Source organism: Massilia agilis, assembly GCF_024756255.1.
GTDB lineage: Bacteria > Pseudomonadota > Gammaproteobacteria > Burkholderiales > Burkholderiaceae_D > Telluria > Telluria agilis.
Map to the genome: position 1 here is coordinate 955371 of NZ_JANUHB010000002.1, position 13745 is coordinate 969115.

The 13745-nt window shown below is 63.1% G+C and carries 14 protein-coding genes; 4 read left to right on the forward strand and 10 right to left on the reverse strand.

Annotation, left to right across the window (positions count from 1 at the left end; genetic code table 11):
- Positions 1-128: 128 nt before the first annotated feature.
- Both clpA and clpS read right to left on the reverse strand, forming a co-directional pair.
- Positions 129-2429, reverse strand: coding sequence for an ATP-dependent Clp protease ATP-binding subunit ClpA (gene clpA / locus NX774_RS11270; RefSeq protein ID WP_258822269.1), 2301 nt, complete (start codon positions 2427-2429; stop codon positions 129-131).
- Positions 2426-2728, reverse strand: a complete 303-nt coding sequence (gene clpS, locus NX774_RS11275) for an ATP-dependent Clp protease adapter ClpS (protein WP_258822270.1) — start codon at positions 2726-2728, stop codon at positions 2426-2428. Before clpS ends, clpA begins: the two co-directional genes overlap by 4 nt.
- A gap of 341 nt (positions 2729-3069) precedes the next feature.
- Here clpS and NX774_RS11280 point away from each other — a divergent pair, with 341 nt between their 5' ends.
- Positions 3070-3273 (forward strand): cold-shock protein, encoded by a 204-nt coding sequence (locus NX774_RS11280; protein WP_060566744.1) that lies wholly within the window; start codon positions 3070-3072, stop codon positions 3271-3273.
- A 64-nt stretch (positions 3274-3337) separates the two neighbouring features.
- Here the strand turns inward: NX774_RS11280 and NX774_RS11285 are convergent, their stop codons facing one another.
- On the reverse strand, positions 3338-4726 hold the full coding sequence (locus tag NX774_RS11285) for a serine hydrolase domain-containing protein (protein WP_258822271.1): 1389 nt from the start codon (positions 4724-4726) through the stop codon (positions 3338-3340).
- A gap of 167 nt (positions 4727-4893) precedes the next feature.
- The gene (gene icd / locus NX774_RS11290; protein ID WP_258822272.1) at positions 4894-6147 is read right to left on the reverse strand and encodes an NADP-dependent isocitrate dehydrogenase; all 1254 of its coding nucleotides are present in this window, start codon (positions 6145-6147) and stop codon (positions 4894-4896) included.
- Between the two features lie 184 nt (positions 6148-6331).
- On the opposite strand from icd, the gene NX774_RS11295 reads away from it, so the two are divergent.
- Positions 6332-6910, forward strand: a complete 579-nt coding sequence (locus NX774_RS11295; protein ID WP_258822273.1) for a pseudouridine synthase — start codon at positions 6332-6334, stop codon at positions 6908-6910.
- Between the two features lie 112 nt (positions 6911-7022).
- The gene (locus NX774_RS11300; protein WP_258822274.1) at positions 7023-7247 is read left to right on the forward strand and encodes a hypothetical protein; all 225 of its coding nucleotides are present in this window, start codon (positions 7023-7025) and stop codon (positions 7245-7247) included.
- A 52-nt stretch (positions 7248-7299) separates the two neighbouring features.
- Here the strand turns inward: NX774_RS11300 and NX774_RS11305 are convergent, their stop codons facing one another.
- The 3 genes from NX774_RS11305 to rpsT form a co-directional block, all read right to left on the reverse strand.
- Positions 7300-7575 carry a type II toxin-antitoxin system Phd/YefM family antitoxin gene (locus NX774_RS11305; protein ID WP_258822275.1) on the reverse strand — a complete coding sequence of 92 codons (276 nt, stop codon included), beginning with the start codon at positions 7573-7575 and terminating at the stop codon, positions 7300-7302.
- Between the two features lie 130 nt (positions 7576-7705).
- Positions 7706-9940, reverse strand: coding sequence for an NADP-dependent isocitrate dehydrogenase (locus NX774_RS11310; protein ID WP_258822276.1), 2235 nt, complete (start codon positions 9938-9940; stop codon positions 7706-7708).
- A 298-nt stretch (positions 9941-10238) separates the two neighbouring features.
- The gene (rpsT, locus tag NX774_RS11315; protein WP_258822277.1) at positions 10239-10505 is read right to left on the reverse strand and encodes a 30S ribosomal protein S20; all 267 of its coding nucleotides are present in this window, start codon (positions 10503-10505) and stop codon (positions 10239-10241) included.
- 207 nt (positions 10506-10712) lie between these two features.
- Between rpsT and murJ the strand changes: the two genes are divergently transcribed.
- Positions 10713-12263, forward strand: coding sequence for a murein biosynthesis integral membrane protein MurJ (gene murJ / locus NX774_RS11320; RefSeq protein ID WP_258822278.1), 1551 nt, complete (start codon positions 10713-10715; stop codon positions 12261-12263).
- Between the two features lie 4 nt (positions 12264-12267).
- Here murJ and NX774_RS11325 read toward each other — a convergent pair whose 3' ends face one another.
- Genes NX774_RS11325 through NX774_RS11335 form a run of 3 tightly spaced genes read right to left on the reverse strand, consistent with a single transcriptional unit; the run spans position 12268 to position 13742 of the window.
- Complete coding sequence (locus NX774_RS11325; RefSeq protein WP_258822279.1) at positions 12268-12894, reverse strand: type II secretion system protein; 627 nt, start codon at positions 12892-12894, stop codon at positions 12268-12270.
- Positions 12894-13265, reverse strand: a complete 372-nt coding sequence (locus NX774_RS11330; protein ID WP_258822280.1) for a type II secretion system protein — start codon at positions 13263-13265, stop codon at positions 12894-12896. Before NX774_RS11330 ends, NX774_RS11325 begins: the two co-directional genes overlap by 1 nt.
- A 6-nt stretch (positions 13266-13271) precedes the next feature.
- Positions 13272-13742: a type II secretion system protein gene (locus tag NX774_RS11335; RefSeq protein ID WP_370660430.1), complete on the reverse strand. Its 471-nt coding sequence runs from the start codon at positions 13740-13742 to the stop codon at positions 13272-13274.
- Positions 13743-13745 lie beyond the last annotated feature (3 nt).

Below are 13745 nucleotides of genomic sequence, written 5' to 3' on the forward strand. Positions count from 1 at the left end.
GGGCAGATTCTGCCCACGCGTTCAAACTACGCCATCTTCATCGCCGAAGCGGACATCGTCTTAACGCCCACCCTCCGGGCGAAAAAAAGCCCGCCATGTCAGGCGGGCTCTTGCTACCAAGCAGCCGCTTACTCGATCTCGACCGTTTCGGCCGGGGCCGGCGGCGGCAGTGCGTCGCCTTCCGGGAACTCGAGGATCACGTTGTCCTTGTCGTCCATGTCCACCGTCACCCGGCCACCGTTGACCAGGCGGCCGAACAGCAGCTCGTCGGCCAGCGCCTTGCGGATCATGTCCTGGATCAGGCGGGACATCGGCCGCGCGCCCATCTGCGGGTCGAAGCCTTTCTTGGCCAGGAACTTGCGCAGCTTTTCGCTGAACACGGCCTCGACCTTCTTCTCGTGCAACTGCTCTTCCAGCTGCATCAGGAACTTGTCGACGACGCGCAGGATGATCTCCTCGTCCAGCGCCTTGAAGCTGATGATCGCGTCCAGGCGGTTGCGGAACTCCGGCGTGAACATGCGCTTGATGTCGGCCATCTCGTCGCCTTGCGCACGCGCATCCACAAAGCCCACCGAGCGCTTGGTCAGGCTCTCGGCGCCCGCGTTGGTGGTCATGATGATGATCACGTTGCGGAAGTCCGCCTTGCGGCCGTTGTTGTCGGTCAGCGTGCCGTGGTCCATCACCTGCAGCAGGATGTTGAAAATGTCCGGGTGGGCCTTTTCAATCTCGTCCAGCAGCAGCACCGCGTGCGGCTTCTTGGTGATGGCTTCGGTCAACAGGCCGCCCTGGTCGAAACCGACGTAGCCCGGCGGCGCACCGATCAGGCGCGACACCGCGTGACGCTCCATGTACTCGGACATGTCGAAGCGCACCAGCTCGATGCCCAGGATAAAGGCGAGCTGCTTGGCGACCTCGGTCTTGCCCACGCCGGTGGGACCCGAGAACAGGAACGAGCCGATCGGCTTGTCGGTCTTGCCCAGGCCGGCGCGCGCCATCTTGATGGCCGAGGCCAGCGCGTCGATGGCCGGGTCTTGCCCGAACACGACGTTGCGCAGGTCGCGGTCGATCGTCTGCAGTTTGCTGCGGTCGTCCTGGTTGACCGTTTGCGGGGGAATCCGCGCGATTTTCGCGATGATGTCCTCGATCTCGGTCTTGCCGATGGTCTTTTTCTGCTTGGACTTCGGCAGGATGCGCTGCGCCGCTCCCGCTTCGTCGATCACGTCGATCGCCTTGTCCGGCAGGTGGCGGTCGTTGATGAAGCGTGCCGCCAGCTCGGCCGCGGTGGACAGCGCCGACGACGAGTACTTCACCCCGTGGTGCTCTTCAAAGCGCGACTTCAGGCCACGCAGGATCGCCACGGTCTGCTCGACCGACGGCTCGTTCACGTCCACTTTCTGGAAGCGGCGCGACAGTGCATGGTCTTTTTCGAACACGCCGCGGAATTCCGTGAACGTGGTCGCGCCGATGCACTTGAGCTGGCCGTTGGCCAGGGCCGGTTTCAGCAGGTTGGACGCGTCCAGCGTGCCGCCCGAGGCCGAGCCGGCGCCGATGATCGTGTGGATCTCGTCGATGAACAGGATGCCGTTCGGCGTGTCCTTGAGCTGCTTGAGCACGGCCTTCAGGCGCTGCTCGAAGTCGCCGCGGTACTTGGTGCCGGCCAAGAGCGCGCCCATGTCCAGCGAATACACGACGGCATTGCCCAGGATGTCGGGCACGTCTTCCTGGACGATGCGCCATGCGAGGCCTTCCGCGATCGCGGTCTTGCCCACGCCAGCCTCGCCGACCAGCAGCGGGTTGTTCTTGCGGCGGCGGCACAGGATCTGGATCACGCGGTCCACTTCGTCCTCGCGCCCGATCAGCGGGTCGATCTTGCCGTCGGCGGCGGCCTTGTTCAGGTTCTGGGTGAACTGGTCGAGCGGGCTTTCCTTGGTCTGCCCTTCGACCTGCGCTTCTTCCACGCCCTCGGACGCTTTTTGCGTGTCGAGCTGCTGGTCCTTGCGCACGCCGTGCGAGATGAAATTGACCACGTCCAGGCGCGTCACGCCCTGCTGGTGCAGGTAGTACACCGCATGCGAGTCCTTTTCGCCGAAGATGGCAACGAGCACGTTGGCGCCGGTGACTTCCTTCTTGCCGTTCGAGGCCGACTGCACGTGCATGATCGCGCGCTGGATCACGCGCTGGAACCCAAGCGTCGGCTGGGTGTCCACCTCGCCGGTGCCGGGCACGGTCGGGGTATTGTCACCGATAAAATTGGTCAAGGTCTTGCGCAGGTCTTCGATGTTGACCGCGCAGGCACGCAGGACTTCGGCGGCCGACGGATTGTCGAGCAGCGCCAGCAGCAGATGCTCGACGGTGATGAACTCGTGCCGAGCCTGCCGCGCTTCGACAAAGGCCATATGTAAGGATACTTCCAGTTCCTGCGCAATCATACTTCCTCCATCACGCATTGCAGGGGATGCCCCGCCTTGCGCGCATGTGTTAAAACAAACTCCACTTTGGTACACGCTACGTCTTTGGAAAACACGCCGCACACGCCCTTGCCGTGGCGGTGTACGGAAAGCATGATTTGCGTCGCGGTTTCGCGATCCTTGTTGAAATACTCCTGGATGATCGCGACCACGAACTCCATCGGTGTGTAATCGTCATTGAGCAGCGCCACCTGGTACAGAGGGGGCGGCTTGAGTGTCTGCCGCTCTAGCAGTTGTTCAGTATCGTGCTTGGTTGCCATGGACGTATTCTAATGCTTTCAAGGATGGTGCAAAGTGTAAACATCAGGAACGTTCTCGTTTGCTTTCCATCTTACGCGTTTTCCGATCACTGCGCAGATGGCGACCCGATTGCCGAAATCAAGAGGCCGTTCACGCCCCTGCCGCACCCCTCCCGCATGGCCATGTGGAAAAATTTGCAACACGCGTTCAAAAGCGCTTGACTTCTCAGATTGTTGCAACAACAATGCAGACATTGACAGGTACTATGTACTTGTTGATAAGAGTGAGCAGGCTGAGGAGGGGGCAAGAAGCTTCTTGCTTTTATGGCTCGTGTGATTTGTTTTTATCTGAAAGTTCTTTTATGGCAACTGGTACTGTAAAGTGGTTCAATGATTCCAAAGGTTTTGGCTTCATCACTCCTGATGATGGCGGCGAGGATCTGTTCGCACACTTCTCCGCAATCAATATGGCCGGTTTTAAGACCCTTAAAGAAGGTCAAAAAGTCCAATTCGAAGTCACGCAAGGCCCTAAAGGCAAGCAAGCTTCCAATATCCAGGGCGTGTAATTCCATCAGGAAGCAAAAAACCCCGCAGCAGCGGGGTTTTTTTTCGCCCTTCCCCGGCGTCAAGCTACTCGTCCACCGTGTCCAGGTCGGCGATCAACCCGTTCTCGTCGAATCGTACCACCCACCGCAGCGAATCGTCCTTGCCGTGCAGCGAACGATAGGTGCGTTGGCGGTTGTCGCTCGAGGATTGAAGCAGCACAAGCTTCGACAGCGGCGGCAGCGCTCCCAATTGCAATGCCAGCAACCCTTCCAGTTCCTGCAGCGCCCCTCTGATCTCGCCGCCGAACAGCGCCGGGTCGGCCTTGCCTTTCGCAAACTGGGCCAGTGCCTGGCGGAACGCGGCGGTGCGCGCCGGGTCGGTGTCAGCGATGCCCGCCTCCCGCAGGAACGGGGCCGGCGGCAGGTACATCGCGGCCACGCCGCGGGCCAGCACCGGCATCAGGTTGCGCTGGTTGGTGAGCACGACCACGCCCAGCTTCTGGTCCGGGTAGTAGCGCAGATCCGCCAGCGCGGGACCGCCGCTGTGGCCGACCTCGCGCACGCCGCGGTAACCGGCCCGCGTCCAGCCGACCGCGAACGGGGCATCCTTGCCGTTTGCAAGCCGCGCCGGTGTCCACATCTGCTCGAGCAAGCTTCCGCTGAGCAGCTTGCCGCTGCCGATCCCCTGCAGGAAGCCCGCCATATCATGGATGCTGGAAAAAGCGCCGCCCGCGGCAAAGGTGTAGGCCGGGTACAGGTAGCGGTAGGCGTACTGTGTCCCGCCACGCCACTGGTAGGTGGTCACCCTCCCCGGCACCAACTCGGTCTGGACGATGTCTCTGTTAGGCGAGAACTCGAAACGGGCGAAACCTGTGTCGCCCATCCCCAGCGGCTTGGCCAGGCGCTCGGCGAAGAGTGCCTCCAGCTGCTTGCCGGTGACCTTCTCAATAATATAGGCGACGATGGAAAAATCGACCGAGCCGTAGGCGGCCACCTCGCCGGGCGCCGCGGCCAGCTTTTGCTTTTTGGCGTATTCCACGGCCTCGCGCGGGGTGGCCAGCGAGGGCGGCGCGGGCACGCGCGGCAGGCCGGAGGTGTGCGAGACCAGGTGGCGCACCGTCATCGTGCTCCACTCGGCCGGCGCATCCTCGATATTGCGCGCGACCGGCGCATCCAGGTCGATCCTGCCCTCGCCCACCAATTGCATCAGCACGGTGGAAGTGAGCAGCTTGGTGGTGGACGCGATCTGGAATGCCGAATGCCGGCGCGCCGGCACGCCCAGTTCCACGTCCGCCGTCCCGTAGGACGCCAGTTTGACGATCGTCCCGTCGCGCACCACGGCCACCGCGGCCGCCGGGATGTGCGCGCGTTCCATCTGGGCGCGCATGAACTGGTCGATGCGGTCAGGCGCTGCCAGCGCTGACCCGCAGCACAGCAGCGCGCCGGCAATCACGGGGACGCGGGCAGGACGCATATCATTTCCTTATCAAAGGGTAACAATACGCGTATTTATAGAACAAAAAGTCTAGATGCGCACGCGATTTTCGATGCATACGCGTTTCGCTCGGCAAAAGAAAAAAGCCCCGCCCCTGTTGCGGGGCGGGGCTCTTCCGGGGCCGTCCGGTAACCGGCCTGGAAGCCTTACATGTTCTCGATCATGACCTGGCCAAAGCCGGAGCACGAGACCTGGGTCGCGCCCTCCATCAGGCGGGCGAAGTCGTAGGTGACGCGCTTGGACAGGATGGCCTTTTCCATGGAGCTGATGATCAGGTCGGCCGCTTCGGTCCAGCCCATGTGGCGCAGCATCATTTCGGCGGACAGGATCAGCGAACCAGGGTTCACGTAATCCTTGCCGGCGTACTTGGGAGCGGTGCCGTGGGTGGCCTCGAACATCGCCACCGAGTCCGACATGTTGGCGCCCGGCGCAATGCCGATGCCGCCCACCTGCGCGGCCAGCGCGTCCGAGATGTAGTCGCCGTTCAGGTTCAGGGTTGCGATCACCGAATACTCGGCCGGGCGCAGCAGGATCTGCTGCAGGAACGCGTCGGCGATCGAATCCTTGACGATGATGTCACGGCCGGTCTTGGGATTCTTGAACTTGCACCACGGGCCGCCGTCGATCATCTCGGCGCCGAACTCGCGCTGCGCCAGCGCGTAGCCCCAGTCGCGGAAGCCGCCTTCGGTGTACTTCATGATGTTGCCCTTGTGGACCAGGGTCACCGACGGCTTGTCGTGGTCGATGGCGTACTGCAGCGCCTTGCGCACCAGCCGCTCGGTGCCTTCGCGCGAGACCGGCTTGACGCCGATGCCCGAGGTCTGCGGGAAACGGATCTTCTTCACACCCATTTCCTTGACCAGGAAATCGATGAGCTTGCGTGCGCCTTCCGACTCCGCCGCCCATTCGATGCCGGCGTAGATGTCTTCCGAGTTTTCGCGGAAGATCACCATGTCGGTCTTTTCCGGCTGCTTGAGCGGCGATGGCACGCCCTGGAAGTAGCGCACCGGGCGCAGGCAGACATACAGGTCGAGGTCCTGGCGCAGCGCCACGTTGAGCGAACGGATGCCGCCGCCCACCGGGGTGGTCAGCGGGCCCTTGATCGACACCACGTATTCCTTCAGCACGTCCAGCGACTCGCCCGGCAGCCACATGTCCGGGCCATACACGCGGGTCGCCTTCTCGCCGGCGAAAATCTCCATCCAGCTGATCTTGCGCTGGCCGCCGTAGGCCTTCTGCACGGCTGCGTCCACCACCTTCAGCATCACCGGGGTGATGTCCACGCCGGTGCCGTCCCCTTCAATATAGGGAATGATCGGGGTGTCTGGTACATTCAGCGAAAAATCCGGGTTGACGGTGATTTTCCGGCCCTCGGCTGGCACTTTGATATGTTGGTACATCGTGTTCTCCCCCAATGCGTGGCAGGCGGCAATGACGCGGCCCGGGCGGTCCGGCATGGTCTGCGATCTGGATTACAATGTCGGTCTTCTATAAGACACAAGACGTAGCGTTTATTTATTATGCACCAGTATCCGGGCAGGCGCTACGCTGTCGCTGCATTTACCCCGGTTGCGGACCTCTCCCATGCCCCTGATCCTCTTTAACAAGCCGTTCCAGGTCCTGTGCCAGTTTACGCCGCAAGCGGGCCGCGAGTCACTCGCCGACTACCTGGACATCCCCAACATCTACCCGGCCGGCCGGCTGGACGCGGACAGCGAGGGCCTGATGCTGCTGACCGACGACGGCAAGCTGCAGCACAAGATCGCGCACCCCGACCACAAGGAGGCCAAGACCTACCTGGTGCAGGTGGACGGGCTGGCCGATGCCGCCGCGCTGGCGCGCCTGCAGGCGCCGCTCGACCTGGGCGACTTCGTGACCAAGCCCTGCCGCGCGGTGCGCATCGAGGAGCCGCAATGGCTGTGGCCGCGCAACCCGCCGATCCGCGAACGCAAGGACAAGCCGACCAGCTGGATCGCCATCACGCTGGAGGAAGGCAAGAACCGCCAGGTGCGCCGCATGACCGCCGCCGTCGGGCTGCCAACCCTGCGGCTGGTGCGCACCAGCATCGGGCCGTTCTCGTTGGCGAGCCATCCCCTGATGCCGGGCGAGTGGATGGAGGTGCCGGCCGACGCGGTGGCGGCCGGCTCAGGTCGAAAAGCTTAATCCAAATTAAGTTTTTTGCGGTGCGGCACAAAAAATCTGTCAACCTGGAAAAAATTCGGCGCGTTAATGGCCCAGATTCATTTGAATCTCACTTAACCGAAAGGAAACCAAAATGTCCAAGATCGTCGCTGCCCTGGTTGCTTCCCTGTTCGCCGTTTCCGCGTTCGCACAGACCCCGGCTGCTGCCCCGGCCGCTTCGGCTCCGGCTGCTGCTGTGGCCACCGACGCTGCTGCCGCTCCGGCCAAAGCTCCGAAGAAAGCCAAGAAAGCGAAGAAAGCCAAGAAAGCTGCCGCTGCAGAAGCTGCTTCGACCGAAGCTGCTCCGGCAACCAAGTAAGCAGTTTGGTTCCAGACCAAAGGCAGGCTTGTCCTGCCTTTTTTTTCGTCCTTTACCGGTAGTGGTAACGACACGGGAAGCCGACCAGTTCGCGGCGCCTTGCCTGGCCTGCTTCTGCTTGCGCAATGGACCTGCACAAGTGCGCGGCGTTGGCCGGGGAACTGAGCAAGTGTACGGTTTCGATGAGACTGTTGTAATGATCCAGGGACATCACGACGGCGTCCGGCGCGTCGCGGCGCGCAATCAGGGTTACGTCGGCGTCCTCAACGACCTGGTCGATCACTGCGCGCAGATTGTTCCACGCCTGCGAAAAGCTGACGACTCTCATCTGCCACCTCGCTAACTTGTGCGATTCATTGTACAAGTATCGATGCCAGACGCGTGATGCCCCTCGCCATAAAAAAACCCGCCGGGCCTTTGGCCGGGCGGGTTTCGTTTTTGCCTTGCGGCAGGTGCTATCAGGCGGCCAGCGAAGCCAGCGCGGCGTTAAAGGTCTTGCTCGGACGCATCACTGCCTTGACCTTGGCGTCATCGGCCTTGTAGTAGCCGCCGATGTCCACCGGCTTGCCCTGCACTTCCAGCAGCTCGGCGACGATCTTCTGCTCGTTCTCGGCCAGGGTCTTGGCCAGCGGCGCGAAGTGGGCTGCCAGTGCGGCGTCCTCGGTCTGCGCGGCCAGCTCCTGGGCCCAGTACATGGCCAGGTAGAACTGGCTGCCGCGGTTGTCGAGCTCGCCGGTCTTGGGCGACGGCGACTTGCGGTTGTCCAGCAGCTTGCCGGTGGCCGCATCGAGCGTCTTCGACAGCAGCTTGGCGCGGGCGTTGCCGGTCTTGATGCCAAGGTCTTCCAGCGACACTGCCAGCGCCAGGAATTCACCCAGCGAGTCCCAGCGCAGGTGGTTTTCCTGCACCAGCTGCTGCACGTGCTTCGGTGCCGAGCCGCCGGCGCCGGTTTCGTACATGCCGCCGCCAGCCATCAGCGGGACGATCGACAGCATCTTGGCGCTGGTGCCCAGTTCCATGATCGGGAACAGGTCGGTCAGGTAGTCGCGCAGGATGTTGCCGGTGACCGAGATGGTGTCCAGGCCGCGGATCACGCGCTCGAGCGTGTAGCGCATCGCGCGCACCTGCGACATGATCTGGATATCCAGGCCGGTGGTGTCGTGGTCCTTGAGGTAGGTCTTGACCTTCTTGATCAGCTCGTTCTCGTGCGGACGGTACGGGTCCAGCCAGAAAACGGCCGGCATGCCCGACTGGCGGCAACGGGTGACGGCCAGCTTGACCCAGTCGCGGATCGGGGCGTCCTTCACCTGGCACATGCGCCACAGGTCGCCCTTCTCGACGTTCTGCGACATCAGCACTTCGCCGGTGGCGATGTCGGTGATGTTGGCCACGCCGTCTTCCGGGATTTCGAAGGTCTTGTCGTGCGAGCCGTATTCCTCGGCCTGCTGCGCCATCAGGCCCACGTTCGGGACGGTGCCCATGGTGCGCGGGTCGAATGCGCCGTGCCATTTGCAGAAGTTGATCATCTCCTGATAGATACGGGCGAAGGTGCTCTCCGGCATGACTGCCTTCACTTCCTTCAGGCGGCCATCGGCGCCGTACATCTTGCCGCCGGCGCGGATCATGGCCGGCATCGATGCGTCAACGATCACGTCGTTGGGCGAGTGGAAGTTGGTGATGCCCTTGGCCGAGTCCACCATGGCCAGTTCCGGACGGTGTTCCTGACAGGCGTGCAGGTCGCGGATGATTTCTTCGCGCTGCGAGTCCGGCAGTGCAGCGATCTTGTTGTACAGGTCGGCCATGCCGTTGTTGACGTTCACGCCCAGGCTGTCGAACAGCGCGCCGTGCTTGTCGAACGCTTCCTTGTAGAAGGTGCGCACGCAGTGGCCGAACACGATCGGGTGCGAGACCTTCATCATGGTCGCTTTCACGTGCAGCGAGAACATCACGCCGGTGTTCTTGGCGTCTTCGATCTGCTCTTCGTAGAACGCGAGCAGCGCCTTGCGGCTCATGAACATCGAGTCGATGATTTCGCCGTCCAGCAGCGAGACCTTCGGCTTCAGGACGATCGCCTGGCCGCTCTTGGTGACCAGTTCCATCTTGACGTCGCGCGCGCGGTCGAGCGTCATCGACTTTTCTCCATGGTAGAAGTCGCCATGGGTCATGTGCGACACGTGGGTGCGCGAAGCCGGCGACCACGGGGCCATCGAGTGCGGGTTCTTGCGGGCGTATTCCTTGACTGCTTTCGGCGCACGGCGGTCCGAGTTACCTTCGCGCAGGACCGGGTTCACGGACGAGCCGATGCACTTGCCGTAGCGGGCCTTGATCGCCTTTTCTTCGTCGTTCTTCGGGTCGGCCGGGTAATCGGGGATGTTGTAGCCCTTCGATTGCAGTTCCTTGATCGCAGTCACGAGCTGGCTCACCGAGGCGCTGATGTTCGGCAGCTTGATGATGTTTGCGTCGGCCTCGAGCGTCTTCTTGCCCAGTTCGGTCAGGGCGTCCGGCACGCGCTGCTCCGGGGTCAGGTAGTCGGCGAAGTTGGCCAGGATACGGGCGGCCACCGAGATGTCGGTCTCCTGGATGCGGATGCCAGCGGGCTTCGTGAAGGCGCTGACGACCGGCAGGAATGCGTGCGTCGCCAACAGCGGCGCCTCGTCAGTTAACGTGTAGATGATGGTCGGTTCACTGCTCATGCGCTTTTCCTTCACGATTCGTAACACTGAATAGATAGTAGCCCGGACACAGGTCCAGGCATGATGCTCTGCTTGCGGCCAAGTCTTCTATAAGACATAAGACAGGCGGTTCCGCATTATGCACCAGTATTTCGTATGGCGCTACAGGTTTGAGGGGTAATAGTAGGCTGGAAAACGCTGGAAGGGAAGTATCGCGGTACCGGCGGCGCAAGCGAAAAAACCCGCCGGACTTAAGAGTCGGGCGGGTCTTCCACGTACTGCTTCTGGCGGCCAGGAAGGCCGCCGCAACGCTTGTCGCTTAGGCCGACAGCGCTTTCAGGGCAGCAGCCAGGCGGCTCTTGTGGCGAGCGGCCTTGTTCTTGTGGATGATTTTCTTGTCAGCGATGCTGTCGATGGTCGACACGGACTGCTGGAAGATCTGGGTAGCGGCAGCCTTGTCGCCAGCCTGGATGGCCTTGCGGACGGCTTTGATTGCGGTGCGCAGGGTCGAACGCTGTGCCGAGTTGTGCGCGTTTGCTTTAACTGCTTGACGAGCGCGTTTGCGCGCTTGTGCGGTATTTGCCATGGAATTTCCTAAATCGGGGTCAAGTTGCGTTTGCAAACAGGTCGATCGGGCGCATTCCGGTGCCCTGCCGACCATTTAACGTCTGCCAACAGAATTCAGTACAGCCCACGAGTATAGCGGATTATTCCCGACAGGGCAATTTAAAAATCAACTATTTATCCCTGGGCACCCTCGTCCGCCGGGGTTGCCGGGCTATAATTCCGGCCCATGAACCTGCTTAAGACTCTCGCGGCGATCTCCAGCATGACCATGCTGTCCCGCATCACCGGTCTGCTGCGCGAGAGCCTGTTCGCCCGCGCATTTGGCCAGTCCGCGTACACCGACGCCTTCATCGTCGCCTTCCGCATTCCCAACCTGCTGCGCCGCCTGTTTGCCGAAGGCGCATTTTCGCAGGCTTTCGTGCCGATCCTGTCGGAATACAAGAACCAGCATGGCGAGACCGCCACCAAAGGTCTCGTGGACCATGTGGCCAACTCGCTGGTGTGGGCCACCGTGGCCACGAGCATTGTCGGCATCATCGGCAGCCCGGTGCTGCTGTTATTCATTGCCAGCGGCATGCGCGACAACCCGGAGGCCTTCGACGCCTCGGTGCTGATGACGCGGATGATGTTCCCGTACATCGCCTGCATGTCCTTTGTCGCGCTGGCCGGCGGTGTGCTCAATACCTGGCGCCAGTTCAAGATCCCGGCCTTCACGCCGGTGCTGCTGAACCTGGCCTCGATCTTCGGCGCGCTGGTGCTGGTGCACTTCTTCCATACCCCGATCTACGCGATGGCGGTGGCGACCATGATCGGCGGCCTGCTGCAGGTCGGGATCCAGATCCCGGCGCTGATGAAAATCGGGATGCTGCCGCGCCTGTCGGCCAATCCGTTCGCGGGCCTGCACGACCCGGGCGTGCGGCGCATCCTGCAGAAGATGGGACCTGCCGTGTTTGCGGTCTCGGCGGCGCAGATCAGCCTTTTGATTAATACCAGCATTGCCACCAACCTGGGCGAAGGCGCCGTCTCCGCGCTGCAGTATGCGGACCGGCTGATGGAGTTCCCGACCGGCCTGTTGGGCGTGGCGCTGGGCACCCTGCTGCTGCCGAACCTGTCCAAGGCCAGCGTCGAGGGCGACACTGCCGAGTACTCGGCGCTCTTGAACTGGGGCCTGCGCCTGACCTTCCTGCTGGCGCTGCCGGCGGCGGTGGGGCTGGCGGTGATGGCCAAGCCGCTGATCGCCGCCCTCTTCAACTACGGCAAATTCAATGCCGGCGCGGTGGAGAGCTCGGCCGCGCCGCTGATGGCGTACGCCGCCGGCCTGTTGGGCATCATCCTGGTCAAGACACTGGCGCCGGCGTTCTACGCGCGCCAGGACATTCGCACCCCGGTGAAGATCGCGGTGGGCGTGCTGGTGGCCACCCAGCTGATGAACCTCCTGTTCGTGCCGTTCCTGGGCGTGGCGGGCCTGGCGCTGTCGATTGGCATGGGCGCCTGCCTGAACGCGGGCTTCCTGTACACCGGGCTGCGCCGCCGCGGCATCTACAACCCGCATGCGGGTTGGACCAGCTTCTTCGTGCGGCTGGTCGTTGCGGTGGCGGTGATGGGCGCGGTCACCTGGTTCGTCCAGTCGCAGCTGGACTGGACCGCGATGCGCGCGCACCCGTGGCTGCGCGTGGGCGCGGTGCTGGGCATTATCTGCGTGGCCGGGGCCACTTATTTCGCGGTGCTGCTCGCACTCGGGTTCAAGCTGCGCGACTTCAAGCGCAGCGCCAAGTAAGCGGCTAGTCCTCGTTTTGCCTGGGCGGCTGTCCGGCGCCGTCATCATCACGCGGCGGCTCTGGTCCGGCAACCGGCTGCGGCGCGCGCTGCTCCTGCGGCGGGGTGAAGTCTTCCGGCCTGTCGCGCGAGCTCACCGCAATTTTTTCAAGTGGCTGGCCCTGCTGCAAAACGCCCAGCCCCGCTGCGGTGAACTTCCAATCCGAGATGTGCTCCTTGCCGGCGAAGCCAGCGAAACGCTCGTCGAAATTGGCGACCTTCAGCGGCCGGGCCTTCGACAGGCTGTACACCGCGACCACGCCCTTCTCACCGTTCGCGTAGACGATGCCCCACTCGGCCTTGCCGGTGATGGGATCGACAAAGATCTTGCGCAGGTGGCGGCGCGTGTTGGGAAAGCGCGGGTCGCGCAGCAGGTCCTGCAGGGTCGGCGGCTGGGTGGGCTGGCCGCGCGGCGTGGCGGCGGCATAGCTTTGCAGGGCGGCGCTGAAGGCGGCTCCGGTTTCGAGCAGCTCTTCTTCGGCGGCGGCGCGGCGCAGCAGCGCGTCGGCCTTGAGCGTGAGCGCGCCCACCATGCCGATGATCGTCACCAACACGATCAGCCCGAGGTAGGTAAACCCGTGCTGGCGGCGCATCACCACTCCTGGTAGGGCTTTCCGTTGCGCCCAGTGCCTGGCGCGCCGCTGTGCAGGTCGGCCACCCCGCCCTGGTTCGCCTCCTCCGGCGGGACGATGATCCAGGTCTCGCTGCTGCCGGTGATCGGGTCGGCAGGCAGCGCCGGCAGGTACTTCTTGTCCACCAACTGCTGCAGCGACTCCGGGTAGCGGCCGGTATCGGCGTGGTACTGGTCGATCACGGCGCGGGTGTTGCGCAGGTTATCGGCCAGGATGGTGTCCTTCGCGCTGTCGATACTGGGGAAATAGCGCGGCATCGCCAGCGTGAGCAGCAGCGCAACGATGGCCAGCACCACCAGCAGCTCGATCAGGGTGAATCCGCGCTTGTTCATGCCTGCTTACCAGCGGTTGTAGGGCACGCCATTGAGCCCGGGCTTGGTAGAGAGCGAGTACACGTCGTACACGTCCTCGCCCTCTTTCGGCTCGTCGGGCTCGCTGGCGTAGCTGCGCTTGCCCCAGGTCTGCGCGTCCGGCAGGCTGGGGTCGGCGTTGAACGGGTCGCGCGGCAGGCGGCGCAGGAAGTAGATCTTGGCCTGCTTTGGGCTGCGCTGGTCGCGCACGCCTTCCACCAGCAGTTCCAGGCGCGGCGGGTAGCCGGTGGCGCCGGCCAGCCTGGCGATGCGGCCTTCGTCGCTGGCGCGCTTGTAGGCGTCGATCGCCTGGCGGATCTCGCGCAGGTCGCGGCGCAGCTCCTGCTCGTGCCGGCGCTGCGTGGCCACCTGCGCTACCGGCACCACCAGGGTGCCCAGCATGGCGAGGATGGCCAACGTGGCCAGCAGCTCGATGAGCGTGAAGCCGTTTGCGCGCACGAT